At 73.1% G+C, this 24,694-nt stretch carries 23 protein-coding genes and 1 pseudogene; 19 read left to right on the top strand and 5 right to left on the bottom strand.

Translation table 11 applies throughout. The features are described from left to right. Nucleotides 1-111 precede the first annotated feature (111 nt). The 7 genes from ACFYM2_RS31840 (at nt 112) to ACFYM2_RS31870 (ending at nt 8,410) form a co-directional block, all read left to right on the top strand. Nucleotides 112-2,139: a tetratricopeptide repeat protein gene (locus tag ACFYM2_RS31840; RefSeq protein ID WP_359001454.1), complete on the top strand. Its 2,028-nt coding sequence runs from the start codon at nt 112-114 to the stop codon at nt 2,137-2,139. A 162-nt stretch (nt 2,140-2,301) separates the two neighbouring features. Beyond that, nucleotides 2,302-3,417: an alanine dehydrogenase gene (gene ald, locus ACFYM2_RS31845; protein ID WP_359001485.1), complete on the top strand. Its 1,116-nt coding sequence runs from the start codon at nt 2,302-2,304 to the stop codon at nt 3,415-3,417. 403 nt (nt 3,418-3,820) lie between these two features. Continuing rightward, nucleotides 3,821-4,972 carry a ParA family protein gene (locus ACFYM2_RS31850; protein ID WP_350229572.1) on the top strand — a complete coding sequence of 384 codons (1,152 nt, stop codon included), beginning with the start codon at nt 3,821-3,823 and terminating at the stop codon, nt 4,970-4,972. After that, on the top strand, nt 4,957-5,496 hold the full coding sequence (locus ACFYM2_RS31855) for a hypothetical protein (protein WP_359001451.1): 540 nt from the start codon (nt 4,957-4,959) through the stop codon (nt 5,494-5,496). Before ACFYM2_RS31850 ends, ACFYM2_RS31855 begins: the two co-directional genes overlap by 16 nt. A gap of 63 nt (nt 5,497-5,559) precedes the next feature. Continuing rightward, nucleotides 5,560-6,546 carry a segregation/condensation protein A gene (locus tag ACFYM2_RS31860; RefSeq protein ID WP_359001448.1) on the top strand — a complete coding sequence of 329 codons (987 nt, stop codon included), beginning with the start codon at nt 5,560-5,562 and terminating at the stop codon, nt 6,544-6,546. 77 nt (nt 6,547-6,623) lie between these two features. Beyond that, entirely contained in the window at nt 6,624-7,199 is a 576-nt protein-coding gene (scpB, locus tag ACFYM2_RS31865; RefSeq protein WP_388462399.1) for an SMC-Scp complex subunit ScpB, read from the top strand. Beyond that, complete coding sequence (locus ACFYM2_RS31870) at nt 7,199-8,410, top strand: pseudouridine synthase (RefSeq protein ID WP_359001442.1); 1,212 nt, start codon at nt 7,199-7,201, stop codon at nt 8,408-8,410. Before scpB ends, ACFYM2_RS31870 begins: the two co-directional genes overlap by 1 nt. Before the next feature lie 84 nt (nt 8,411-8,494). On the opposite strand, the pseudogene ACFYM2_RS31875 reads toward ACFYM2_RS31870, so the two are convergent. Further along, nucleotides 8,495-9,003: pseudogene (locus tag ACFYM2_RS31875) on the bottom strand (HAD domain-containing protein). Nucleotides 9,004-9,088: 85 nt separating this feature from the next. On the opposite strand from ACFYM2_RS31875, the gene pnuC reads away from it, so the two are divergent. The 4 genes from pnuC (at nt 9,089) to ACFYM2_RS31895 (ending at nt 12,580) form a co-directional block, all read left to right on the top strand. Continuing rightward, nucleotides 9,089-9,709, top strand: a complete 621-nt coding sequence (gene pnuC, locus ACFYM2_RS31880) for a nicotinamide riboside transporter PnuC (RefSeq protein WP_388462383.1) — start codon at nt 9,089-9,091, stop codon at nt 9,707-9,709. Beyond that, nucleotides 9,706-10,788, top strand: a complete 1,083-nt coding sequence (locus ACFYM2_RS31885; RefSeq protein WP_388841016.1) for an AAA family ATPase — start codon at nt 9,706-9,708, stop codon at nt 10,786-10,788. The genes pnuC and ACFYM2_RS31885 overlap by 4 nt, the downstream gene beginning before the upstream one ends. 107 nt (nt 10,789-10,895) lie before the next feature. Next, entirely contained in the window at nt 10,896-11,570 is a 675-nt protein-coding gene (locus tag ACFYM2_RS31890; protein WP_359001479.1) for an NUDIX domain-containing protein, read from the top strand. Then, nucleotides 11,567-12,580: an ADP-ribosylglycohydrolase family protein gene (locus ACFYM2_RS31895; RefSeq protein WP_359001436.1), complete on the top strand. Its 1,014-nt coding sequence runs from the start codon at nt 11,567-11,569 to the stop codon at nt 12,578-12,580. Before ACFYM2_RS31890 ends, ACFYM2_RS31895 begins: the two co-directional genes overlap by 4 nt. An 86-nt stretch (nt 12,581-12,666) precedes the next feature. Here ACFYM2_RS31895 and ACFYM2_RS31900 read toward each other — a convergent pair whose 3' ends face one another. Together ACFYM2_RS31900 and ACFYM2_RS31905 are read right to left on the bottom strand one after the other, a co-directional pair. Continuing rightward, nucleotides 12,667-13,359, bottom strand: a complete 693-nt coding sequence (locus tag ACFYM2_RS31900) for a DNA polymerase beta superfamily protein (protein WP_388841019.1) — start codon at nt 13,357-13,359, stop codon at nt 12,667-12,669. 17 nt (nt 13,360-13,376) lie between these two features. Beyond that, nucleotides 13,377-13,841 (bottom strand): Rieske (2Fe-2S) protein, encoded by a 465-nt coding sequence (locus tag ACFYM2_RS31905; RefSeq protein WP_388841022.1) that lies wholly within the window; start codon nt 13,839-13,841, stop codon nt 13,377-13,379. Nucleotides 13,842-14,611: 770 nt separating this feature from the next. Between ACFYM2_RS31905 and aroH the strand changes: the two genes are divergently transcribed. The 5 genes from aroH (at nt 14,612) to der (ending at nt 19,069) form a co-directional block, all read left to right on the top strand. Continuing rightward, on the top strand, nt 14,612-14,974 hold the full coding sequence (aroH, locus tag ACFYM2_RS31910; protein ID WP_388458833.1) for a chorismate mutase: 363 nt from the start codon (nt 14,612-14,614) through the stop codon (nt 14,972-14,974). Further along, nucleotides 14,971-16,056, top strand: a complete 1,086-nt coding sequence (locus ACFYM2_RS31915; protein ID WP_359001426.1) for a prephenate dehydrogenase — start codon at nt 14,971-14,973, stop codon at nt 16,054-16,056. Before aroH ends, ACFYM2_RS31915 begins: the two co-directional genes overlap by 4 nt. A gap of 100 nt (nt 16,057-16,156) precedes the next feature. Next, a complete protein-coding gene (gene cmk, locus ACFYM2_RS31920; RefSeq protein ID WP_359001423.1) occupies nt 16,157-16,864 on the top strand; it encodes a (d)CMP kinase in 708 nt (235 codons plus the stop codon). After that, the gene (locus ACFYM2_RS31925) at nt 16,822-17,550 is read left to right on the top strand and encodes a lysophospholipid acyltransferase family protein (protein ID WP_359001420.1); all 729 of its coding nucleotides are present in this window, start codon (nt 16,822-16,824) and stop codon (nt 17,548-17,550) included. The genes cmk and ACFYM2_RS31925 overlap by 43 nt, the downstream gene beginning before the upstream one ends. A 70-nt stretch (nt 17,551-17,620) precedes the next feature. Further along, complete coding sequence (gene der, locus ACFYM2_RS31930; RefSeq protein WP_359001417.1) at nt 17,621-19,069, top strand: ribosome biogenesis GTPase Der; 1,449 nt, start codon at nt 17,621-17,623, stop codon at nt 19,067-19,069. Between the two features lie 48 nt (nt 19,070-19,117). Here the strand turns inward: der and ACFYM2_RS31935 are convergent, their stop codons facing one another. Continuing rightward, on the bottom strand, nt 19,118-19,507 hold the full coding sequence (locus ACFYM2_RS31935; RefSeq protein WP_350229557.1) for a hypothetical protein: 390 nt from the start codon (nt 19,505-19,507) through the stop codon (nt 19,118-19,120). 616 nt (nt 19,508-20,123) lie between these two features. After that, the gene (locus ACFYM2_RS31940; RefSeq protein WP_359001414.1) at nt 20,124-20,900 is read right to left on the bottom strand and encodes a hypothetical protein; all 777 of its coding nucleotides are present in this window, start codon (nt 20,898-20,900) and stop codon (nt 20,124-20,126) included. 505 nt (nt 20,901-21,405) lie between these two features. Between ACFYM2_RS31940 and ACFYM2_RS31945 the strand changes: the two genes are divergently transcribed. From ACFYM2_RS31945 to ACFYM2_RS31955, 3 genes are all read left to right on the top strand, one after another. After that, the gene (locus ACFYM2_RS31945) at nt 21,406-22,095 is read left to right on the top strand and encodes a transglycosylase family protein (RefSeq protein WP_388841026.1); all 690 of its coding nucleotides are present in this window, start codon (nt 21,406-21,408) and stop codon (nt 22,093-22,095) included. Nucleotides 22,096-22,349: 254 nt separating this feature from the next. Further along, entirely contained in the window at nt 22,350-23,630 is a 1,281-nt protein-coding gene (locus tag ACFYM2_RS31950; protein ID WP_359001408.1) for a glycosyltransferase family 4 protein, read from the top strand. After that, nucleotides 23,627-24,457 (top strand): hypothetical protein, encoded by an 831-nt coding sequence (locus tag ACFYM2_RS31955; protein WP_359001405.1) that lies wholly within the window; start codon nt 23,627-23,629, stop codon nt 24,455-24,457. Before ACFYM2_RS31950 ends, ACFYM2_RS31955 begins: the two co-directional genes overlap by 4 nt. The last annotated feature ends 237 nt before the right edge of the window (nt 24,458-24,694 follow it).

The raw sequence follows: 24,694 nt of genomic DNA on the forward strand, positions 1-24,694 counted from the left end.
GACATCCCCGCCGCGCTCCCCCCGAACGGTCACGAAGCGTGAACTACGCTCGGACTGCCCGTGCGGAGACCCGCACGGTCTCCAGGTGCGCAGGCGGACGGAGCGTGGCCCGTGACGGATCAGGCGGTGGACGTGGGTGGCGCTGCCGCCGGGCAGTGCGCGGGACAATTCCTGGGCAGGCACCGGGAGTTGAAGGAACTCAGGGCCGACATCGAGCGCGCCGGACTTGACACCCTGTCAGGAAAGAAGTCGCCCCGGGCCCGGGTCCTGCTGATCGCGGGACGGCCGGGGTCGGGACGCACCGCGCTCGCCGCGGAGCTGGCCCGCCAGGTGGCCGGCGACTACCCCGACGGGGTGCTGCGCGCCGCGCTCACCGAACCGGGCGGGGCCCGGGTCCCGGCCGACCGGGTCGCCCGCGACCTGCTGGACGCCCTGGAGGTGCCGGCGCCGCCAGGGGCGGGCCAGGACGAGCTGACCGAGCTGGTGCGCGGCGCCCTCGCGAGCCGCCGGGCCATCGTGCTGCTGGACGACGCGGCCGACGCCGAGCAGGTCGGCCCGCTGCTGCCCGACACCTCGCGGAGCCTGGTCGTGGCGACCGCGAAGGGCCCGCTCACCGGCATCCCGGACGTGCGCCCCTGCACCCTGGGCGGCCTCGACACCAAAGCGGCCGTCGAACTCCTTGAGGGCTTCACCGGATCGGTGCGCGTCACGGTCGACCCGCGCGCCGCCGAATCCCTGGTCGAGGCGTGCGCCGGCCAGCCCGCCGCGCTCGTCCTGGTCGGCGGCTGGCTCGCCGCCCGCCCCAAGGCGGCGGTGTCGGACGTGGCCAAACAGCTGCGCGCCCTCGCCGACGACGTGGCCGAACTGCCCAGCTCCGCACGGCCGTTGGCCACGTCCTTCCGGCTCGTGTACGAGTGCCTGTCCCAGCCGTCCGCGCGGATACTGCGACTGCTCTCTCTCGCCCCCGCCGGGATCGCCGACGCGCACACCGCGTCGGCGCTGGCCGGCTGCTCGGTCTCGGGCGCCCAGACGGCGCTCGGCGACTTCGTGGCGTACGGACTGCTGCGCCGCGACCCCGACGTGCCCGAACAGTTCCGGGTGCCCGGCGCCCTCGCCCCGCTGCTGCGCGCGCTGTGCGAGAGCGTCGACCGGCCCGGCGAGGTGCAGCTGGCACGCGCCCGCATGCTGGAGCGCACCGTGCGGCTGCTCCAGTCCTGCCGCGCCGTCACCGAGCCGGAGGGCTCGGCCGTCCGCAAGCGCCTGGCCGGGCTGCCGCGCGCGCTGCGCTTTCCGAGCCGGGCCGCGGCCGAGGCCTGGCTCAGCGGCCGAAGGCCCGCGCTGCTGGCCGCCGCCGAGCTCGCCGTGCGGGACGGCGAACTCGACACCCTGGCCCGGCGCCTGGTCGCCGCCCTGGTGCGGGCGCTCGCCGCCCACCGGGGCACCGAGGCGGCCGCCCCCGACCTGTACGGCCTGCACCAGCTCGTCCTGGACGTGGCCGAGCGGCGCGAACTGCACCGCGAGAAGGCGGCGGCCCTGCTGAACCTGGGCGATCTGGACGCGGGGACCGGGCGCACCACCGAGGCGCTGGCCCGCTACCGGCTCGCCCTTGACGCCGGACGCGCGGCGAACGACCCGTACGCCACGGGCCGCGCGATGGAATCCGTAGGCGGCGCCCACCAGGAGCTGGGGGACTGGCAGCGGGCGTCGGACTGGTACGGGCGGGCCCTGTCGCAGCGGCTCGCGCGCGGTGAGCGCGCGGACGAGGCCCGGCTGTACGGGCGGCTCGCCACCGTGTACACCTACGCGGGCCGCTACGGCGAGGCGCTGCGCTGCTGGCGCGCGGCGGTGGCCGGATACCGACGGCTCGGCGATCTCCCCAGCCAGGCAAGGGCGTTGAGCGAGGCGGCCCGGGTCCAGGAGTACGCCGGACGCCCCGAGGAGTCGCTGCGCACCTGCCGGGAGGCGGTGGAACAGGCGCGCAAGGCCGGTGATCTGCGGTTGCAGGCCGCGCTCCAGCTCCGGCTCGCCGACACCCTGGACCGGCTCGGCGACCCTACGGCGGCCCGGTTGCACCGCGTGACGGCCGATCGACTTCTGGAAGATGAGGCAGCAGCCCCAAGGGACCTGCGAAATCCGTAGCGCTTCAGCCAAAGATTAGAGCTTTGTAAGGGTAGACAGCGAGAAAACCTTCATTAGACTGGCTCTGCCGCAACTTACTGCGGTGCCTCCCGGTGTGCCGTCGTGCGTCCGGGTATGTATGGCATTGCCCCCCTTTTCCCTGAGCCAAGGACCGTGATCGACGTGAAGGTCGGTATCCCCCGCGAGGTCAAGAACAACGAGTTCCGGGTGGCCATCACCCCCGCCGGCGTGCACGAGCTCGTACGCAACGGCCACCAGGTCTTCGTCGAGCAGAACGCCGGTGTCGGCTCCTCGATCGCGGACGCCGAGTACGTGGGCGCCGGTGCGGAGATCCTTCCCACCGCCGACGAGGTCTGGGCCACCGCTGACCTGCTGCTCAAGGTCAAGGAGCCCATCGCGGAGGAGTACCACCGCCTGCGCAAGGACCAGACGCTCTTCACCTACCTGCACCTCGCCGCCTCCCGCGAGTGCACGGACGCCCTCCTGGAGTCCGGCACCACGGCGATCGCGTACGAGACCGTCGAGACGGCCGGCCGGCAGCTGCCGCTACTCGCCCCGATGTCCGAGGTCGCGGGCCGCCTCGCCCCCCAGGTCGGCGCCTACCACCTGATGCGCTCGGCCGGCGGCCGCGGCGTGCTGCCCGGCGGCGTCCCCGGCACCCACGCCGGCAGGGCCGTCGTCATCGGCGGCGGCGTCTCCGGCTGGAACGCCACGCAGATCGCCGTCGGCATGGGCTTCCACGTGACCCTGCTCGACAAGGACATCAACAAGCTCCGTGAGGCCGACAAGGTCTTCGGCACCAAGGTGCAGACGATCGTCTCCAACGCCTACGAGCTGGAGAAGGCCGTCGTCGAGGCCGACCTCGTCATCGGCGCGGTGCTCATCCCCGGCGCCAAGGCCCCCAAGCTGGTCACCAACGAGCTCGTCGCCAAGATGAAGCCCGGAAGTGTCCTTGTCGACATCGCCATCGACCAGGGCGGCTGCTTCGAGGACTCGCGTCCGACCACGCACGCCGAGCCGACCTTCATGATCCACAACTCGGTCTTCTACTGCGTCGCCAACATGCCGGGCGCGGTGCCGAACACCTCCACCTACGCGCTGACCAACGCCACGCTGCCCTACATCGTGTCGCTCGCCAACAACGGCTGGGCCGAGGCGCTGCGCCGCGACGCCGCGCTGGCGCTGGGCCTCAACACCCATGACGGCCAGGTCGTTTACGGCTCCGTCGCCGAGGCCCACGGGCTGCCGCACGTGGAGCTGAGCACGCTGCTCGGCTAGCGGGACACCGGTTCGTCAACGCGAGCCGTCAACCTCACACATCCGGCCGGACCTTGTCGACAAGGTCCGGCCGGATGTGTGTCGCGACACTTCCGCCCGCTGGTGAACACCCGGTTCAACTCGCCTCGAACGTAACCCTTTAACCGTTTCGCGCGCTGGTGAAACGTGGCCTCCGGTGCCCGTACGCCCTTGACAGAGCGGTGTTCCGTTGCCGACACATCGGGCCGGGTCCGGCGGATTGTGTTGCTGCGGACCGGTGACACGCCATAGAGTCGCCAACCGTCGGCATGGTGCCACGCTGACCTATCGATAAAGTTTCCTGGTCACGTCCAAGGAGGTAAGACGACTTGTGAATGAGTCGACATTTACTCCCGGGGGTGGTCAGCCAGGAATCCCTGCGGGGATGTCCGTACGGGGACAGAGCCCTTCGGGGCCCGAGGCTGTCGGCTCCGTCGCGGTCCGCACCTTCGAAACCACCCCGCTCCCCGCGCACGCGGGGATGGTCCCCACCCAGCACATGACGACAGCCCCACGGATGATGGACGGCCTACACGTGAACGCCACGGCCGGCAACGAGAGCGGCCGGGACACCGCCGCGCTCGCCGACTTTGACGAGGTGCCCCAGGGGCACTTCTACGACCCCGACGCCGAGTACGAGCCCGATCCCGAGTACGCGGCCACCCTCGCACCCGACGCGGCCCGCCAGCGCCGCGAGCGGATCGGCCCGACGGGACGGCCGCTGCCGTACTTCCCGATCCCGGGCCCGCTGACCGACCACGGTCCCGCGAAGATCATCGCGATGTGCAACCAGAAGGGCGGCGTGGGCAAGACCACGTCGACCATCAACCTGGGCGCCGCGCTCGCGGAGTACGGACGGCGCGTGCTGCTCGTCGACTTCGACCCGCAGGGAGCCCTGTCGGTCGGCCTCGGCGTCAACCCCATGGAACTCGACCTCACCGTCTACAACCTGCTCATGGAGCGGGGCATGTCGGCCGACGAGGTGCTGCTCAAGACCGCGGTCCCCAACATGGACCTGCTGCCGAGCAACATCGACCTGTCCGCCGCCGAGGTGCAGTTGGTGAGCGAGGTCGCGCGCGAGTCCACGCTCCAGCGGGCGCTCAAGCCGCTGATGCAGGACTACGACTACATCGTGATCGACTGTCAGCCCTCGCTCGGCCTGCTGACCGTCAACGCCCTGACGGCGGCTCACAAGGTGATCGTGCCGCTGGAGTGCGAGTTCTTCGCGCTGCGCGGTGTGGCGCTGCTCACCGAGACGATCGAGAAGGTGCAGGAACGTCTCAACCCGGACCTGGAGCTGGACGGCATCCTCGCCACGATGTACGACTCCCGCACGGTGCACAGCCGTGAGGTCCTGGCCCGCGTGGTCGAGGCCTTCGACGACCACGTCTACCACACGGTCATCGGCCGGACCGTGCGCTTCCCCGAGACCACGGTCGCCGGTGAGCCGATCACGACGTACGCCTCCAACTCCGTCGGCGCGGCCGCCTACCGTCAGCTCGCCAGGGAGGTGCTCGCCCGGTGTCACGCCGAGTGAGTCTGCCCGGGGCCGACGAGCTGTTCCGTACGACCGGGGGGATGGCGCTCTCGCCGTCCGCGCCGAGGCGGGGGGCGGGCGGCGAGGCGCGCGTGCCGGCCCCCGCGGGTGAGAGCGAGCCCGTCGCCGCAGAGCCCGCCCCGGAGGCGGAGCACACCGCCGCGCAGGAGGACTCCGGCTCGGGCGAACCCCGCAGCAGGGGCGCCGCCGACGCGGAGGCCGCCAAGGCCCGGCGGGCGCCCGCGCAGGGCGGCTCCGGCTCGGGCACGGCCCAGCAGCGGCGCAGGCAGCGGGCGGCCAACCGGCGGCCCAGCGGGCGCGAGCGGCACGACGAGAAGATCACCGTGTACGTCTCCGCCGAGGAGCTGATGGACCTGGAGCACGCGCGCCTGGTCCTGCGCGGTGAGCACGGCCTCGCGGTCGACCGCGGCCGGATCGTGCGGGAGGCGGTCGCCGTCGTCCTGGCCGACCTGGAGTCGCGCGGCGACGCGAGCATCCTCGTACGGCGTCTTCGGGGGCGGTAGCCGTTAGCCTGCGGCGGAGCCTCTTCGCCCCGCCCGCCCGCCCTTGCCTCCCCTGGACCACCCTTGCCGACTGCTGACGAGCCCGACGTTCCCGTTGCGCACGCGGCGCGGCGTGCGCTGGGGCGGGGGGCGGGGGAGGCATCTGCCGTCCCGGCCCCCCCTTCGGACGGCGCCGACGGCACCGGCACCGGCGCCACCGACGGCACCCTCGCCACCGGCGCGCCCGGCGGCACCGACGCCGCCGACGGCCGGTTCACCGTCCGGCTCGACAACTTCGAGGGGCCCTTCGACCTCCTCCTCCAGTTGATCTCCAAGCACAAGCTGGACGTCACCGAGGTCGCCCTGTCCCAGGTCACCGACGAGTTCATGGCGCACATCAGGGCCATGGGCCCGGACTGGGACCTGGACCAGACGACCGAGTTCCTGGTCGTGGCCGCCACCCTGCTCGACCTCAAGGCGGCCCGGCTGCTGCCCGTGGCCGAGGTGGAGGACGAGGCCGACCTCGCGCTCCTGGAGGCCCGTGACCTGCTGTTCGCGCGGCTGCTCCAGTACCGGGCGTACAAACGGATCGCGGACATCTTCAGCGAGCGCCTGGACACCGAGGCGCGCCGGTATCCGCGGACCGTCGGCCTGGAGGCACACCTCGCGGAGCTGCTGCCGGACGTCGTCATCAGCATCGGCGCCGAGGGGTTCGCGAAGCTCGCCGTCAAGGCCATGCAGCCCAGGGCGAAGCCGCAGGTGTACGTGGACCACATCCACGCCCCGCTCGTCTCGGTGCGGGAGCAGGCCGCGATCGTGGTGGCCAGGCTGCGGGCGGCGGGGGAGGCCACCTTCCAGGTGCTCGCCGAGGACGCCCCGGACACCCTCACCGTCGTCGCCCGCTTCCTTGCCCTGCTTGAGCTGTACCGGGAGAAGGCCGTCGTCCTCGACCAGGACGAGGCGCTGGGGGAGCTGATGGTGCGCTGGAGCGGCGGCGAGCGTGACGAGGGCGGCGGGGAGCCCTGGGTGACCGACGAGTTCGACCATGTGGTGACGGAGGAGAAGGCGTGAGCGAGGGCGTGGACGGAGGCGTGAGCGAAGGCCTGCGTGTGGAACTGGCGCTGAAGCCGGCCCTGGAGGCCGTCCTCATGGTCGTCGACCAGCCCGCCACCGAGGAACACCTCGCCAAGGTGCTCGACCGGCCCCGGCGGGCCGTGGGGGACGCGCTGCGGGAGCTGGCCGACGAGTACACCGCCCAGGGCCGGGGCTTCGAGCTCAGGCTCGTGGCGGGCGGCTGGCGGTTCTACAGCCGCGCCGCCTACGCCGACGCCGTCGAGGGCTTCGTCCTCGACGGCCAGCACGCCCGCCTCACCCAGGCGGCCCTGGAGACGCTGGCGGTCGTCGCCTACCGCCAGCCGGTCAGCCGCTCGCGGGTCTCGGCGGTGCGCGGAGTGAACTGCGACGGGGTCATGCGGACCCTGCTCCAGCGGGGTCTGGTCGACGAGGCGGGCACGGAACCCGAAACAGGTGCGATCCTGTACAGGACGACGAACTACTTTCTGGAGCGGATGGGCCTGCGCGGCCTGGACGAGCTCCCGGAGCTCGCGCCCTTCCTCCCCGAGGCGGACGCGATCGAGGCCGAGACGCTGGAGGGTGTGCCGTCGTTCGACCCGGACGCGCCCGACGCGCCGGAGACCCCCGCAGACGACAAGACGGAAATGTGATGCGAAGCAGCAGCGGCAGGAACAGCAGCGGAAACAACGGCGGGAGCCGTGGTGGCAACAGCGGCGGCCGCGGCAGCAGTGGCGGTGCCGGCGGCCGGGGTGCCGGCCGGGGCGCCGGAGGCGGGCGCGACGACCAGCGCGGCGGCCGGCCCGCCGGTGGCCGCGACGGCCAGGGCAAGAGCGGCGGCCCGCGCCAGAGCGGCAGCGGCAAGCAGCGCCCCCCGCGCCCCGAGGAGCGCACCTACGACACGGGCTTCGATGACAGGTCGGGCGCGCCCCGGGGCGGTCGTGGTGCCTCCGCGCGCGGCGGCGCCAAGGGCGGCCCCAAGGCGCCCCAGGGCGGTACCCCGGTGCGCCGGGGCCCGCACGGCCAGCGCCTGGGCCAGGCCCGCCCCCGCGAGCTCGACGCCAAGATCGAGCAGCGCAACCGCGACCGGTACGCGGACAAGCCGGACGTGAAGACCCCCAAGACCTTCCCCGGCGCCGAGCAGGAGGGCGAGCGCCTGCAAAAGGTGCTGGCCCGGGCCGGCATGGGCTCGCGGCGCGCCTGCGAGGAGCTGATCGAGCAGTCCCGCGTCGAGGTCAACGGCGAGATCGTGCTCGAACAGGGCAAGCGCGTGGACCCCGACAAGGACGAGATCAAGGTGGACGGCCTGACCGTCGCCACCCAGTCGTACCTGTTCTTCGCCCTGAACAAGCCGGCCGGCGTCGTCTCCACCATGGAGGACCCCGACGGCCGCCAGTGCCTCGGTGACTACGTCACCAACCGCGAGACCCGGCTCTTCCACGTCGGCCGGCTCGACACCGAGACCGAGGGCATCATCCTGCTCACCAACCACGGCGAGCTGGCCCACCGTCTGACCCACCCCAAGTACGGCGTGAAGAAGACCTACCTGGCCGCCATCACGGGCCCGCTGCCGCGCGAGATCGGCAAGCGGCTCAAGGAGGGCATCCAGCTGGAGGACGGCTACGCGCGCGCCGACGCCTTCCGGGTGGTGCAGCAGACCGGCAAGAACTACCTCGTCGAGATCGAGCTGCACGAGGGCCGCAAGCACATCGTGCGCCGCATGATGGCCGAGGCCGGCTTCCCGGTCGAGAAGCTGGTCCGCGTCGCGTTCGGCCCGATCGGACTCGGCGACCAGAAATCCGGCTGGCTGCGCCGCCTGACCAACACCGAAGTGGGCATGCTGATGCGCGAGGTCGACCTCTAAAGACGCCCGCTCCAACGTTTGACTGACGAAGGCCGGCACCCCAACGGGGCGCCGGCCTTCCGACGTCCAAAGCAGCCACTGTCCTCACCGCGCCGGGGCCGCCCCGGGCTCCGGCCTGAGCCAGGCGCGCATCTGGGCGTAATCCTGGTCGGTCAGCCCCCGGCGTGGGTCAACCCGGTGGAGGAGGGCCTGTCCGGGATGGTGTGCGGACACCCAGGCGCGGTCGGCGTCCGTGATCTCGTCGTCGACCCAGACGAAGGGCCGCCCGGCCGACGAGGCCCCGGGTCTTCCAGTGCACCCGGTCCCACGTGCCGCCGTCGGTGGTCTCCGGCCAGTCCATCACCGGCAGCTCCGGCAGGCCGAGCCGGGGCGCGACGATCGCGTTCGCGTCGGCCATCCATGTCGTGGCCCAGACCAGCTCGCACGCCAGCGCCGCAAGTCGCGGCCCATGCCGGGGGTCGATCCTCGCCACCAGGGGGTTTGCGGTGCCCGTCGGCTCGAAGGACGGCCCCGTAGGTGGGATGTCCCTCGGGGTATTCCGCGGGAGGCGGCCCGAATGGAATGAGCGGCCCGTCGATGTCGAGGAACAGCATGGGGCGCAGTGCGAAAGGTCCAGTCACCCGCGCACGGTAGTCGCTCCTCAGGAGCTTGTGCGGATCAGCTCCGGGTTTTATAGTCATGCTGACCATTAAGGAGATCGGCGTGAGTCTCGACTGGACGGAAATCCTCGGCTTTGCCAGTGGTGCGCTCTGTGTGTGGCTGGTGGCTCGGCAGCACATCGCCAACTGGCCGGTCGGGCTTGCCAACAACGTGTTCTTCATCGTGCTGTTCCTCCAGGCCGGCCTGTACGCGGACGCCGGACTCCAAGTCGTCTTCATCGCCCTCGCCGGGTACGGCTGGTGGACCTGGGCCCACGGGGGTGGACCAGGTTCCGGCCCGCTTGCGGTCGGGCGCACGACCCGCGCCGAGTGGCTGTGGCTGCTCGCGGCGGGGGCGGTGGGGACCGTCGCGCTGACGTTCCTGCTCGGCGCGGCCACCGACTCGACCGTCCCGTTCTGGGACGCGCTCACCACCGCCCTGTCCCTGGCGGCGACGTACGGCCAGTGCAAGAAGCTCGTCGAGTCCTGGTGGCTGTGGATCGCGGCCGACGTGGTCTACATCCCGCTCTACGCCTACAAGGAGCTGTATCTGACCTCGCTGCTGTACGCCGGCTTCCTCGCCCTGTGCCTGTTCGGCCTGCGGGGCTGGCGGCGTGAGCTCGGCGCCCGCCCGGCCCGCGCCGTGGAGGTGGCGGCGTGAAGAGGTACCAACACGGCCTGGTCCTCGGCAAGTTCTATCCGCCGCACACCGGCCACCACCACCTGGTGCGCACCGCTGCCCAGCACTGTGAACGGCTCACCGTGCTGGTGTGCGCCGCGTCCGTGGAGACGGTCCCGCTGGAGACGCGGGTGCAGTGGATGCGCGAGGTCCACCCGGACGCCCGGGTCGTCGGCGCCGTCGACGACACCGAGATGGACCTGAACGACCCGGCGATATGGGACGCCCACATGGCCGTCTTCCGCGCCGCCGTCCCCGAAGGCGTCGACGCGGTGTTCACCTCCGAGACGTACGGCGACGAACTCGCCCGCCGCTTCGGCGCCGCACACGTCCTGGTGGACCTCGACCGCACCGCGTTCCCCGTCTCCGGCGCCGCCGTCCGCAAGGACCCGGTGGGCAGTTGGGGCTTCCTCGAAGAGCCCGTACGCGCCTGGCTCACCCGGCGCGTGGTCGTGCTCGGCGCCGAGTCCACCGGCACCACCACCCTGGCCCGCGCCCTCGCCGAGCACTACCGCGCGCGCGGCGGGGTGTGGGCGCGCACCCGGTGGGTCGAGGAGTACGGGCGCGCGTACAGCGAGGGCAAGCTGGCCGCGCTGCGCGCCCGCTTCCCCGAAGCGGCATGGGAGGACGTCGAGTTCGGCTCGGACGAATTCCCGGTGATCGCCGAACGGCAGAACGAGCACGAGAACGCGGCGGCCCGGCTCGGCTCGCCCGTGCTGTTCTGCGACACCGACTCCTTCGCCACCACCATCTGGCACGAGCGCTACATGGGCGGCCGCGACCCACGGGTCGAGGCCGTCGCCGAACGGGCCGCGCCCCACCACCTGTGGCTGCTCACCGACCACGAAGGCGTGCCCTTCGAGGACGACGGGCTGCGCGACGGGGAGGAGCTGCGGCCCTGGATGACCGACCGGTTCCGGTCCGAACTCACCCGCACCGGGCGTGAGTTCATCGAGGTGCGCGGCCCGCACGAGCAGCGCCTCGCCACCGCCGTCGCCGCCGTGGACGCGCTGCTCGGCCGGGGCTGGGGCCTCGCCGACCCGCTGCCGGAGCGACGGTGAGCGCGGCCGGGCCCCGGGACCCGGAGCGCGGGAGCGCGGCCGCGCGGCCGCCGGGCAGGGCGCCCGAGGGGTACGACCCGTACGCCTTCGAGCCGTTCGCCGTCACCGTGGACCTCGCCGTCTTCACGGTGCGCGACGGCGCCCTGCACGCCCTGCTCATCCGGCGCGGCCAGGAACCGTACGCGGGGGCCTGGGCCCTGCCCGGCGGGTTCGTGCTGCCGCGCGAGTCCGCCGAGGCGGCCGCCCGGCGCGAACTGGCCGAGGAGACCGGACTGGCGGACGACGTGGTGGCCACCCTCCACCTGGAGCAGCTGCGCACCTACAGCGACCCCGACCGCGACCCCCGGATGCGGGTCGTCTCGGTGGCGTACACCGCGCTCGTGCCCGACCTGCCCGAACCGCACGGCGGCGGCGACGCGGCGCACGCCGAATGGGTCGCCTGCGGCAGCGAGGGCCGGCTCGCCTTCGACCACGCCACCATCCTCGCCGACGCACGCGTCCGCGTCGGCGCCAAGCTCGAATACACCTGCCTCGCCACCTCCTTCTGCCCGCCCGAGTTCACCCTCGGCGAGCTCCAGCAGGTCTACGAGACGGTCTGGGGCACCGCGCTCGACCGCCCCAACTTCCGCCGCAAAGTGCTCGCCACGCCCGGCTTCGTCGAGCGGGTGGCAGGGGCCTCGCGGCTGACCGGCGGCCGGGGCAAACCGGCCGCCCTCCACCGGGCGGGCCCCGCGACCGCGCTGCACCCGCCCCTGCTGCGCCCGGAGGGACGACAGTCATGAACCGTGCCGCGAAACAGACCGCCACCGGAGCCCTGATCGGCCTCGCCCTGGGGGACGCCCTCGGCTTCCCGACCGAATTCAACGACGTACCCGCGATCCTCGCGAAGTGCGGGCCGTGGCGCGAGATGGCGCTGCCGAGGCCCGCGATCGTCACCGACGACACCCAGATGACGCTCGCGCTCGGCCGTGGCATCCGCACCGCCATGGACCGGGGGCTGCTCGGCCCGGCGGGCCTTGAAGGGCCGGTCCGTGCGGAGTTCGTCGACTGGTACCACTCGCCCGAGAACAACCGCGCGCCCGGCCGCACCTGCCTGGTGGCGTGCGCGCGGCTCGACAGCGCCATGCCCTGGCGGCAGGCCAGCCAGATCGACTCCAAGGGGTGCGGCGCCAACATGCGGGTCGCGCCACTCGGGCTCGTGCCGGGCCTGAGCGAGGAACAGCGCGCGGGCGCCGCCCAGTTGCAGTCCGCGCTGACCCACGGCCACCCCACCGCGCTCGCCGCCTGCGACCTCACCGCGCGCGCCGTGTACCTGCTCGCCCAGGGCGCCGACCCGGCGGGCCTGGTCGGCCGGCTCCGCTCGTACGCGCTGGACAACCGCACCCGCTACCACGAGCGCTGGCTCGGTGACCTGTGGACCCACGCGCAGGACCGGGACCCGGGCCACTTCATCGCGCGCGGCTGGGACGACTGCCTCGACGCCCTCGACCGGGTGCTCAAGGCGCTGCGCGACCCCTCGCCCGAGACCGACCCGTGCCTGGCCACCGGCGACGGCTGGGTGGCCGAGGAGGCCTTCGCCACGGCCCTGCTCTGCTTCCTGCTCTTCCCCGGCGAACCCCTCACCGCCCTGCGCCGGGCCGCCTGCACCCAGGGCGACTCGGACTCCATAGCCTGCCTGACCGGCGCGTTCGCGGGCGCCCACCTGGGCGCGGCCGCCTGGCCCAAGGAGTGGGCCGAACGCATCGAGTACCGAGGTGAACTGCTGACCCTGGGGGCGCTCTGGGACGCCTGAGCGCTGATCGGCCTCGCGCGCCGGTTGCGTGTGCGCGTGATCGGTCGGCCGCGGCGTACGTCATGGCGTACGCCGTGGCGTGCGTCCTACGCCGAGGCCTTCAGCGCCGACTCACGGCGGGCCCGGTACAGGAAGTCCGCCACCCGCGCCCGGTCCGGCTCGGCCGGCAGCGGGGAAGCGGGAGCCGCCTCCTCGGATTCGGTGGCCAGCCGCACCATCCAGGACTCCACCTCCTGCCACGACACCTCGCCGCGCTTCACCGCGAGCAGCCGCTCGCGCCCGGCGCCGACCTCGATCGTCAGCTCCCCGGTGCGCAGCAGGTCGCGGCAGCTCGTCAGGAGCCGCAGCAGATGCATCGCGTGCTTCCAGCGCGGCGCGCCGTGCGTGCGCACATCGGCGTCCAGCTTCTTGCGCTGGCCGAGCGCGTAGCGCGCGAAGCTCGCGTACGCCCGCCGTGAGAGGAACGCCCCGCGCAGCGCCAGAAGTTCCCGCCCGGTCTGGTCGGCGTACTGGACCAGCGGCGAGTGCAGGCATTCCAGGACGTTCGGGTTGGAGTGCAGGGCCAGGTCGCAGAACCGCTCCAGCTCCCAGCTGAACTGTTCGTCGGCCGGGCCCTCCACGTGCGTCGGCGGCTTGTCGAAGCGCCAGAACAGCGGGGTCGGCGCGAGGTAGATCCCACGTACGTCGGTGTCGCTGTCCTCGGTCGCGAGCCCGAAGGCGCGCGAGCCCATGACACAGGAGTAGACGGTGTGGTCTGCGACCAGTTCTTCGGGCGTCATTCGCCCATGGTCGCCGGTCAGGGGAGCAGGATCGAACCCTTGTCCACGGTGATCTGGCGCGCGGGCAGCGGACGCGTGGCGGGGCCGTGGGCGACCGAGGCGTCCGCGACGTGGTACTTGCTGCCGTGGCAGGGGCAGTTGATGGTGCCGCCGGACACGCTGGAGACCGTGCAGCCCTGGTGGGTGCAGATCGCCGAGAACCCCTTGAAGGTGCCGGCCTGGGGCTGGGTGACGACGACCTTCTGGTCCGCGAAGATCTTGCCGCCGCCGACGGGGATGTCCGAGGTCTTGGCCAGGGCGTGGGCGGGCTGCGACGCGGGCGGGCTGGACTGGGCCGGGGTGGCCGGGGTGCCCGGGGCGCTCGGAGTGGGTGTCGTCCTTCCGCCGCCGCCGTCGCCGGAGTTCGAGCAGCCCGCCAGGGCCGCCGCGGCGCCCGCCGTCGCGAGAACCGTCCGGCGGGTGGGGGTGCTGGATGTTTCCATCGTGTGCTCCTCAGGTCGTCACGCCGGCGCCGGAAGGACGCGGCAGGAGCATCCTGGCGGCCGCGTGGGCCGGGGCGAAGCACCGACGGGGCCGGTGTGCCCGTTTGCACGCGTCCGGGGCACGGCGGGGTTCGGGGTGACCCTGGGTGCGCGGGTGCGGGGCGCTTTGTGCCGGTTGCGTAGTTCCCCGCGCTGCCCTGGCGGGGGCGGTGCGGGCCCTCATGCTGGCCCACACCGGCAACCTCAGCCTGTCCGGCGTTTGAGGACGAGGCCGTTCAGGCGGGTCTGGGGCGGAGCCCCAGGGGCCCCGGCTGCGGGTCGTGGGTGGCTGGGCGCGCAGTTCCCCGCGCCCCTGACTACTTGGCGCTGGCCTGCATGGACAACCTCAGCCCGTCCGGCGTTTGAGGACGAGGCCGTTCAGGCCGGACGGGTCCTGGGGCGGAGCCCCAGGGGCCCCGGCTGCGGGTCGTGGGTGGCTGGGCGCGCAGTTCCCCGCGCCCCTGACTACTCGGCGCTGGCCTGCATGGGCAACCTCAGCCCGTCCGGCGTTTGAGGACGAGCGCCCTTTAGGCGCGAACGGGGTCTGGGGCGGAGCCCCAGGGACCCTGGCTGCGGGCCGTGGGCGCTCCTCGCGCAGTTCCCCGCGCCCCTGGCGGGGTGCGGCCGGCCAGTGGCGAGACCTCGCGCCCCTGGCGCGGCTGGTGCCGGCCAGGGTGGACCGTAGGGTGGGGTGGAACAGTGGGCGATGGCCGGGATCCGAGGAGTGCGTCGTGGCGGTACGAGCGGTCCGCGGGGCCGTCCAGCTGGAGCGGGACGAAGCCGGACACATGGGCGAGCGGGTCGGCGCGCTGCTCACCGAGATCCTTGAGCGCAACGGCCTGACCCCGGACGACCTCATCAGCATCTGGTTCACGGCCACCCCCGACCTGCGCAGCGACTTCCCGGCCGCCGCCGCGCGCCAGCTGGGCCTCGCCGACGTCCCCCTGATCTGCGCGCAGGAGCTGGACATCGCCGGCGCCATGCCCCGCGTCGTGCGCATCCTGGCGCACGCCGAGACGTACCTCGACCGCGCCGAGATCGCCCATGTCTACCTCGGCGCCGCAGCCGACCTCCGCAAGGACATCGCCCAGTGAGAACCGCGCTCGTCATCGGTACCGGCCTGATCGGCACCTCCGCCGCCCTCGCGCTCGCGAGCCGGGGCGTCACCGTGCACCTGGCCGACCACGACCCCGCCCAGGCCCGCACCGCCGCAGCGCTCGGCGCCGGTACCGACGAGGCGCCCGCGGGCCGGGTCGACCTCGTCGTCGTCGCCGTGCCGCCCGCCCACGTGGCCGCCACCCTGGCCGGCGCGATCCGGGACGGCGTGGCGCGCGCGTACATGGACGTGGCCAGCGTCAAGGGGGGCCCGCGCCGCGAACTGCTCGCGCTCGGCTGCGACCTCGGCTCCTACATCGGCACGCACCCGATGGCCGGCAAGGAGCGCTCGGGCCCGCTCGCCGCCACCGCCGACCTCTTCGAGGGCAGGCCCTGGGTGCTCACCCCGACCCGCGACACCGACACCGAGGCGCTGAACCTGGCGCTCGAACTGGTCGCGCTGTGCCGTGCCGTACCGGTCGTCATGGACGCCGACGCCCACGACCGCGCGGTCGCGCTCGTCTCGCACACCCCGCAGCTGGTCTCCTCCATGGTCGCCGCCCGTCTCGAAGAGGCCGACGAGACGGCGGTACGGCTATGCGGCCAGGGCATCCGCGACGTCACCCGCATCGCCGCGTCCGACCCGGGCATGTGGGTGGACATCCTCTCCGCCAACCCGGGCCCGGTCGCCGACGTGCTGGCCGGCATCGCCGCCGACCTGGACGAGACGGTGCGCGCCCTGCGCTCGCTGGACTCCGCCGACCAGGACAAGCGCCGCGACGGCGCCGAGGGCATCGAGGACGTGCTGCGCCGCGGCAACGCGGGCCGGCTGCGGGTGCCGGGCAAGCACGGCGCCGCCCCCGCCACGTACGAGATCGTGGCCGTGCTGCTCAGCGACGAGCCGGGCGGCCTCGCGCGGCTCTTCGCGGACGCGGGCCGGGCCGGCGTCAACGTCGAGGACGTACGCATCGAGCACGCGACCGGGCAGCAGGCGGGCCTGGTCCAGCTCATGGTGGAGCCGGCCTCGGCCCCCGGCCTGAGCGCCGCGCTGCGGGAGCGGGGCTGGTCGATCCGGCAGTGACGCGCTCGTCCCGCCCGGCGGGACGGGGGGCTCGCACGAGCCAGTAACCTTGTACGGGGCGGATTTGCGTCCCGTGCATCCCCCGCCCCGTACCAGGAAGGTGTCCGTCACCGTGGAAAGCGCCGCCCGGACCGCTCCGGCAGCAGTGGTTGTCGCCATCGACGGCCCCTCCGGCACCGGCAAGTCCAGCACCTCCAAGGCGGTCGCCGCCAAGCTGGGGCTGAGCTACCTGGACACCGGCGCCCAGTACCGGGCGATCACCTGGTGGATGATCACCAACGGCATCGACGTCACCGACCCGGCGGAGATCGCGGTGGCCGCGGCCAAGCCCGTGATCGTCTCCGGCACGGACCCGTCGGCGCCCACCATCACCGTCGACGGCGAGGACGCGTCGGGCCCGATCCGCACGCAGGAGGTCACCTCCAAGGTCAGCGCGGTCAGCGCCGTCCCCGAGGTGCGGGCCCTGATCACCCAGTTGCAGCGCGACATCGCGGCCGGGGCCGGGCAGGGCATCGTGGTCGAGGGCCGTGACATCGGCACGACCGTGCTGCCCGACGCCGATCTGAAGGTGTTCCTGACCGCGTCGCCCGAGGCGCGCGCGGCCCGCCGCAGCGGTGAGATCAAGGGCGCCGACGTGGCGGCCACCCGGGAGGCCCTGATCAAGCGGGACGCGGCGGACTCCGGCCGCAAGACCTCCCCGCTCGCCAAGGCCGACGACGCCGTCGAGGTGGACACCACCGAGCTCACCCTCGACCAGGTCATCGAGTGCGTCGTCACCCTCGTCGAGGAGAAGCGGGCCGCCAAGTGACGGTTGTCTCCCACCGGGGCGCCGAGATCGGGCGCCGGATCGGTGTCGGTCTGATGTACGGCCTGTGGCGGCCCCGGGTGCTGGGCTCCTGGCGGGTTCCGGCGGCCGGTCCGGTGATTTTCGCCGTCAACCACTCCCACAACATCGACGGCCCCATGGTCATGGGCACCGCGCCGCGCGGCACCCATTTCCTGATCAAGAAGGAAGCCTTCGTCGGGCCGCTCGGCCCCTTTCTCGAAGGCATCGGACAGCTCAAGGTGGACCGGTCGGTCGCCGACCGCACCGCCATCACCGACGCGCTGGCCGTGCTCGATGAGGGCGGCGTCCTCGGGATCTTCCCCGAGGGCACCCGGGGCGAGGGCGACTTCGCGTCGCTGCGGGCGGGCCTGGCCTACTTCGCCGTACGGTCGGGGGCGCCCATCGTGCCGGTGGCCGTCCTGGGAAGCACCGAGCGCCGGGGCCGGTTGATAAAGGGGCTGCCCCCGCTGCGCAGCCGCGTCGACGTGGTCTTCGGGGACCCGTTCCAGGCGGTGGAAGGGGCGCGAAGCTCGGATAAGGGTGGCGGTGGGAGACGGGTGGGCGGCAGCGGACGCCGCACCCGCAAGGCGCTCGACGAGGCCACCGTCCGCATCCAGGACCGGCTCACCGGCCACCTGGCGAACGCCAGGCGCCTGACCGGGCGCTAGGCCAGACTTTCAGTAGTGGACCGCTCGATCGCGGTCCACCGATCACGACGATGAACGAGGTACGGACTTCATGAACGACCAGCACGACCACGGAGCACTCGGCGACGCCGAGTTCGCGGAGTTCATGGAGCTCGCCGCCGAGGAGGGCTTCGACGCCGAGGACATCGAGGAGGCCCTTGACGAGGCCGGCCACGGCCCGCTTCCGGCCCTCGCCGTCGTCGGCCGCCCCAATGTCGGCAAGTCGACTCTGGTGAACCGCATCATCGGCCGCCGCGAGGCCGTGGTCCAGGACAAGCCCGGCGTCACCCGTGACCGCGTCACCTATGAGGCCGAGTGGGCGGGCCGCCGTTTCAAGGTCGTCGACACCGGCGGCTGGGAGCAGGACGTCCTCGGCCTCGACGCCTCCGTCGCGGCCCAGGCCGAGTACGCCATCGAGGCCGCCGACGCGGTGGTCTTCGTCGTCGACGCGACCGTGGGCGCCACCGACACCGACGAGGCCGTCGTGCGCCTGCTGCGCCGGGCCGGCAAGCCCGTCGTGCTCGCGGCCAACAAGGTCGACGGCATGTCCGGCGAGTCCGACGCCGCGACCCTGTGGTCGCTCGGCCTCGGCGAGCCCTTCCCCATCTCCGCGCTGCACGGCCGGGGCACCGGTGACCTGCTCGACGAGATCCTGAAGGCGCTGCCCGAGGCCCCCGAGCAGCGCTTCGGCACCGCGGTGGGCGGCCCGCGCCGCATCGCCCTGATCGGCCGCCCCAACGTCGGCAAGTCCTCGCTCCTGAACCAGGTCGCCAAGGAGGACCGGGTCGTCGTCAACGCGCAGTCCGGCACTACGCGCGACCCGGTCGACGAGCTCATCGAACTGGGCGGCATCACCTGGAAGTTCGTCGACACGGCCGGCATCCGCCGCCGCGTCCACCTCCAGGAGGGCGCGGACTACTACGCCTCGCTGCGTACCGCCGCCGCCGTCGAGAAGGCGGAGGTCGCGGTCGTCCTCATCGACACCAGCGAGTCCATCTCCGTGCAGGACCAGCGCATCATCACCATGGCCGTCGAGGCCGGGCGCGCGCTCGTCATCGCGTACAACAAGTGGGACACCCTCGACGAGGAGCGGCGCTACTACCTGGAGCGCGAGATCGAGACCGAGATGCAGCAGGTCGCCTGGGCGCCCCGGGTCAACGTGTCCGCGCTGACCGGCCGCCACATGGAGAAGCTGGTCCCGGCGATCGAGACGGCGCTGGCGGGCTGGGAGACCCGGGTCCCCACCGGCCGCCTCAACGCCTTCCTCGGCGAGCTCGTGGCCGGCCACCCCCACCCGATCCGCGGCGGCAAGCAGCCGCGCATCCTGTTCGGTACGCAGGCGGGCACGAAGCCGCCCCGGTTCGTGCTGTTCGCGTCCGGGTTCATCGAGGCGGGCTACCGGCGCTTCATCGAGCGCCGGCTGCGCGAGGAGTTCGGCTTCGAGGGCACCCCGATCCACATCTCGGTGCGGGTGCGCGAGAAGCGCGGGCGCAAGAAGTAACTCCCCCACGGGGGCCGTGAGGGAGCGATTCCCTCACGGGAGAAGGTTTCAGAGCCCTCTGCGGGGGCCGGGCGGCAGTGCCGCCGGGAGCTGATGCTGCCCGGCGTGCTGCCGCCCGTTCGCGTTCATCGCCGGGTGCACATGCCAGTTCCCGGCGTACGTCGTCGGGAAGTGCTGGGTCTGGTGGCCGGACTGGTGGCCGGTGCGTGAGCCGTGCGACACCGGTACGAACCCGGTGCCGAGCGCCCCGAAGCGGACGAACCCGAGGTGCTCCTCGCCGGACCGGTCGCCGGGCAGCGCGCGGAAGGACCGGAGGTATTCCGAGTACAGCGCGTCGTAGATCGGCGTGGGGGAGTGGGCTCCCGAAATGTCGCCCGAGGGGCGCATCGCGGGGATCTGGGACTGGTACGGCTGGCGGGAGGGGTCGTATGAGTGCACGTCTGTGCCAACGACCCCGGGGGGCCGGGGATGCGGGGTGCGCCGGCTTATCGGTAGCGCGGGCCGAGGCCCCCACGCCCCTCCGGCGCGGCGGGGCGCTTTGGCGGCCCCGCACCTTTCGCGGGGGTGCGGGCCCGAGGCCCACGGCCCTACGGGGTGCGGGGCGCGAGGCCCATGTGCCGTCGGTGGGGCGCGCGATGATGCCCACGCCTGGTCGACGGGATCCCGGCGGCGAGGCCCCCGCCTTTTCGGTGCGGTGTGGGGTGCGACGCCTACGTCCCTACGGGGTGCGGGGCGCTGGGCCCCCGCGCCGTCGGTTGGGCGCGGCGCAATGCCCACCCCCCCTCGATGGGCTGCCGGCGTGAGGTCCCTGCGCCGCTGGTGGGGTGCGGCGCGATACCCCGCCTTTTCGGTGCGGTGCGGTGCGGGGTGCGGTGACCCTCGTCCCTTCGATGGGTGCGGGGCGAGGCCCCTCGCCCTGTCTGTGCGGTGCGGGCGCGACGCCCACGTTCCTACGGGGTGCGGGGCACGAGGCCCGCACCCTTCCTGCCCCGGCGGGGTCGCACGCCCGCACCCTCGCGGCGGCCCGGTCGGCGGGTGTGCCGGGTGGTGGGGGTCAGGTGCCGGCCAGGGGCATGGCGGCGGCCACCAGACGGCCGTCCGCCGCCGCCTTCTCCAGGGCGTCCCTGAGCAGGTCCTCGCGGGGCTGCTGGCCGATCACGCCGACCGGGACGGCGAAGACCAGCACGCGCTGGGTCTTGTTGGCGGCGGCCCGCCAGCCCTCGGTCACCTGGAGCGGCTGGTGCGCCTGCCACCACGACACCGAGCCGTTGCCGCCCGTGCCGGGCTGGAGCACCGCGTGCAGCTGGCCCATGGCGAGCAGCACGGACCAGCCCGGCAGCACCGAGGGCAGCCGGCCGACGTCCGAGACCGGCACGAAGCCCTGCTCGATGAGGAGCGGGAGGAATTCGTCGGTGGTGCCGCCCGAGCCGGGCCGGGCGATCGGCACGGTCGGCTCCACCACGAGCGCGGGGTGCAGATCGCCCTCGATCAGGACGAGGCCGCTGGTGATGCCCAGCACCGCCTGCCCGCCTCCGCCTCCGCCGCCGGCCGCCTCCTCGCCCGTGATGGAGCGGACGGCGCCCTGCAACTGCTCCTCGGCGACCTGGACGACCTGGGAGGGGATGCAGCTGGCGTGGGCGAAGGCGAGGACCGCGGTCTCCTCACCGACGAACAGGACGGTGCTGGTGCGCTCCTGCTCGGAGTCGCCCGGCGTGCGGCAGGAGGTGCAGTCGTAGCTGCCCGGGGCGTTCTCGCCGGCGAGCAGCCGCTCGGCTTCTTCGTCGCCGATCTCGGCGCGGACGTCCTCACTGACGTCGAGCATGCGCGGCACGGGTGGCTCCTAGGAACTGAGTGGATGCGCCGGGCGGTTCCCGGCTTCTCTCGTACAAACGACAACGGACGATCTGTGGCCGGGGTCACGCGCGAAGTCGAACGGGATCCGACCGCTCCCGGCGGAGGGTGAATCCGACCCCGGAACCCCTCACTCCCTGTCAACACATGCGGGGTGCATGGAAGTTGGCATGGTGAGCTGAGACACAGATCATCTCGAAGCCTGGTCAGTAAATGTCGATATCTGCGCATCAAGTGGGTGTCCGAAAATCACCGATACCCCGGGTAACAGGCAACTGGCCTGCCGGGACGGGGAGTTGGTTGATGCCGGGCCGCGCGGGTCCCTAGATTCCACCGCCGTGTGCATCGAGCACCGCCCGGGACCGCCCACCGGCCGCACAGCCAGTCACGACCTCCCGGTGGGCGGGGGCGGCTCGGGACGTGGCGCCGGACGCGCCGGGGACCGGGCGGCCCAGGGGGACCCCGGGTCCTTCGAAAGGGATTTCATGTCCGTTGGTGCCAGTGGTTCCAGCTCCTCGCGCAGGCGTGGGACGGCGGCGCTGATCGCGGCCGCCACCGTGGCGCCGTTCGCGCTGCTCGCCGCCGCCGGCCAGGCCTCGGCGGCCGACGCCGGGGTGTGGGACCGCATCGCCCAGTGCGAGAGCGGCGGAAACTGGCACATCAACACGCACAACGGCTACTACGGAGGGTTGCAGTTCGACGCCGGGACCTGGCGGGCGCACGGCGGCGGCGCGTACGCGCCCACGGCCGACGGCGCCAGCAGGGCCCAGCAGATCGCCGTCGCCACCAAGGTGCAGCGCGCACAGGGCTGGGGCGCCTGGCCGTCCTGTTCGCGCCACGCCGGGGCATCGGGCAGCGCCCCCGCGGGCGCCGAGCCGGCCGCCGGGCACGCGCCGGCCGCGCCGAAGCCGCACAAGGCGCCCGCCGCGCCGCGCCGGGTCGAGGCCGCCGAGCCCGAGCACAAGGCGGCCGCGCCCGAGCGGCACGCGGCGCCGCCGCGCCCCGAGGCCGCGTCCGCCGCGCCGTCCGGCTCGTACACGGTCCGCGCCGGTGACACGCTCTCCTCGGTCGCCGAGGCCCACGGCACCCCCTGGCAGGCGCTGTACGCGGCGAACCGGGCCGTCATCGGCGACGACCCCGACCTCATCCTGCCCGGGCAGCGGCTCGCCCTCTGAGGTTCCCGACCGGCCCCCGTCCGGCCGTCCGGACGGGGCTCCGCCTCGCGCGCCCCACCCCGCGCGGCCCACCGCGCCCCACCTCGCGCGCCGGGCCGCGCCGGCCGTCCCCAACCGCTCCCGCCCCCGCCTCAGCACCGCCGTGACCTGCGAAGATACGCGGCCGGAGCGGAGGAGGGGCCGACCCAAGTAGAGTCCGTTCCTGACCGAAGGGTTTCGATTCCGACCAATCCGACCAAGGGGACGCGTAGCGCATGCACCTCTCATTCCTGCTGCACAACGCGTACAGCCTGGGCGGCACCATCCGGTCCACTTTCAACCTCGCCGGTGAGCTCGCCCGGCGGCACGACGTCGAGATCGTCTCCGTCTTCCGCCACCGCGACGACCCCACCCTGCCGGCCCCCGACGGTGTCCGCCTGCGCCACCTCGTGGATCTGCGCAAGGGCAGCGCGGGATACGAGGGCGAGGACCCCCAGCACCTGCGGCCCGCCAAGGTCTTCCCGCGCGGCGACGGCCGCCACAGCCAGTACAGCCGGCTCACCGACGCCCGGATAGGCGCCCACCTGCGCGAGACCGGCGCGGACGTCGTGATCGGCACCCGGCCAGGACTCAATGTCCACATAGCCCGCGAGACCCGGCCCGGCGTGGTCCGGGTGGGCCAGGAGCACCTGACCCTGACCGGCCACGGCTACCGGCTGCGCCGCGAGATAGCCCACTCCTATCCGCTGCTCGACGCGATCACCACCGTGACGCGGGCCGACGCGGCCGCATACCAGGAGCTCGGGCTGCCCGGCGTACGCGTCGACGCGGTGCCCAACGCGGTGCCCGCCCCCGCCGTCGCACCCGCGTCGGGCGACGGAAAGCTCGTCGTGGCGGCCGGCCGGCTCACCCAGGTCAAGCGGTACGACCTGCTGGTTCGGGCCTTCGCCCGGGTGGTCGCGGAACGGCCGGACTGGCGCCTGCGGATCTACGGCTCGGGCGACGCCTTCGGAAACGAACGCGACGCGCTGCGCAACCTCATCGACGATCTTGGCCTCTACAACCATGTGTTCCTCATGGGCCTCGTGCGCGACCTCGACAGCGAGTGGGTCAAGGGCTCCATCGCGGCCGTCACCTCCGACCACGAGTCCTTCGGCATGACGATCGTCGAAGCGATGCGCTGCGGAGTGCCGGTCGTCTCCACGGACTGCCCCCAGGGACCACGCGAAATCATCAACGACCACGTGGACGGCCGGCTCGTCGAGACGGGCGACGCCGACGCGGTGGCCTCGGCCCTGCTCGAACTGATCCAGGACGACGGACTGCGCCACCGCATGGCCAAGGCGGCCCTGGACAACTCGCGGCGCTTCGACCCGGCCAGGACCGCCGAGCAGCACGAGGCGATCTTCGAGGCGCTGCACGCCCAGGGCGGCGCGAGCCGCACGCCCGGACTGCTGCGCGACGGTCTGTACCGGGCCAGGGGCTCCGCCATCGACGGGGCCTACGCCCTGCGCCACAAGGCCGTCTCCGTGCTCCGGAAAGGGCAGACCGCATGACCACCACCGCCGAGTCCCCGGACACCAACAGCGCCCCCTCGGCGCCGCGCGCCCACTGCATAGCCGACTCCGCGGGCGGGCTGACCTTCGACGTCACCGGCGCCGGGCAGCCGGGCGCCACGCTCGTCCTGCGCCGCCAGGGCGGTGGGAGCCGCGATGTGCTGCTGCCCCTGACCCCGGCCGCCGAGGGGCTGCTCAGGGCGGTGCTGCCCAGCACCGTCGAGCTCCCCGAGGGCGTGTGGGACGCCCATCTGCGCTTCGGCGAGGGCGCCGAGCGGCGTCTTGAGCCGGGCGTTCGTGACCTGCGCGCCCTGGTCGACCGCGAGCCGGGACCGGACGCCGACGGGGTGGCCGTGCGCATCCCCCACCCCGACCGGGCGGGCGAACTCGTCGTACGCAGCTGGCTGCGCAGGCCGCACGCCGAGACCGGCACGATCGGTTTCGAGGCGGACACCGTCACGGTGCGGGGGCGGTTGTACGGAACGGCGCTCGGCGCGGAGCCCGCCGTCGAGGCACGCAAGCGCGGCAGGGGCAACCGCGTCCACCGGGTGCCGGTGACCGCCGAAGGCGACGGCGGGGACTTCGCGTTCACGCTGCCGTACGCGCCGCTCGCCGACGGCCTGGACGCGAAGGAATGGCTCTGGGACCTGTGGCTGCTCACCGGGACCGGCGCCGCCGAGGTGCGGCTGGCCCGCATCCTGGATGACGTGCCCATGAAGCAGGTCGTCTTCGTGTACCCGGGGACGAGGGTCGGCCCGGGAGTGGTGCGGCCGTACTACACGGGCGTGAACGACCTGAGCGTACGCGTGGACGCGCCCCGCGGCTGAGCGCCGTCGGCCGGCCACCGCCGGTGCCCGTGGCGACAGGGCGCGCGGCCATCGGGCCCCGCGCGACCGGACGGGACGACCGGACGGGACGACCGGAACCGGGACCCGGGCCGGGTAAAGGAGCGTGAATTGCCTACGCCCCGTCAATTACTCGCCGGGCGCCCCGGAGTGGGAATTCGCGGTCGGTCCCGCGAGGGAATTGTTTGCCTTACGCAATTGTGTGCGCGTGGTGCGGGA

It is taken from the genome of Streptomyces sp. NPDC006711 (assembly GCF_042869775.1).
Classification (GTDB): Bacteria; Actinomycetota; Actinomycetes; order Streptomycetales; family Streptomycetaceae; genus Streptomyces.

What these genes read in the sequence shown, in the direction of transcription:
- ACFYM2_RS31950 (WP_359001408.1), top strand. Translation starts at nt 22,350, where the DNA reads ATGCACCTCTCATTCCTGCTGCACAACGCGTACAGCCTGGGCGGCACC.
- ACFYM2_RS31895 (WP_359001436.1), top strand. Translation starts at nt 11,567, where the DNA reads ATGAACCGTGCCGCGAAACAGACCGCCACCGGAGCCCTGATCGGCCTC.
- der (WP_359001417.1), top strand. Translation starts at nt 17,621, where the DNA reads ATGAACGACCAGCACGACCACGGAGCACTCGGCGACGCCGAGTTCGCG.
- ACFYM2_RS31870 (WP_359001442.1), top strand. Translation starts at nt 7,199, where the DNA reads ATGCGAAGCAGCAGCGGCAGGAACAGCAGCGGAAACAACGGCGGGAGC.
- ACFYM2_RS31905 (WP_388841022.1), bottom strand. Translation starts at nt 13,841, where the DNA reads ATGGAAACATCCAGCACCCCCACCCGCCGGACGGTTCTCGCGACGGCG.
- ACFYM2_RS31850 (WP_350229572.1), top strand. Translation starts at nt 3,821, where the DNA reads ATGTCCGTACGGGGACAGAGCCCTTCGGGGCCCGAGGCTGTCGGCTCC.
- pnuC (WP_388462383.1), top strand. Translation starts at nt 9,089, where the DNA reads ATGCTGACCATTAAGGAGATCGGCGTGAGTCTCGACTGGACGGAAATC.
- ACFYM2_RS31955 (WP_359001405.1), top strand. Translation starts at nt 23,627, where the DNA reads ATGACCACCACCGCCGAGTCCCCGGACACCAACAGCGCCCCCTCGGCG.
- ACFYM2_RS31945 (WP_388841026.1), top strand. Translation starts at nt 21,406, where the DNA reads ATGTCCGTTGGTGCCAGTGGTTCCAGCTCCTCGCGCAGGCGTGGGACG.
- scpB (WP_388462399.1), top strand. Translation starts at nt 6,624, where the DNA reads ATGGTCGTCGACCAGCCCGCCACCGAGGAACACCTCGCCAAGGTGCTC.
- ACFYM2_RS31900 (WP_388841019.1), bottom strand. Translation starts at nt 13,359, where the DNA reads ATGACGCCCGAAGAACTGGTCGCAGACCACACCGTCTACTCCTGTGTC.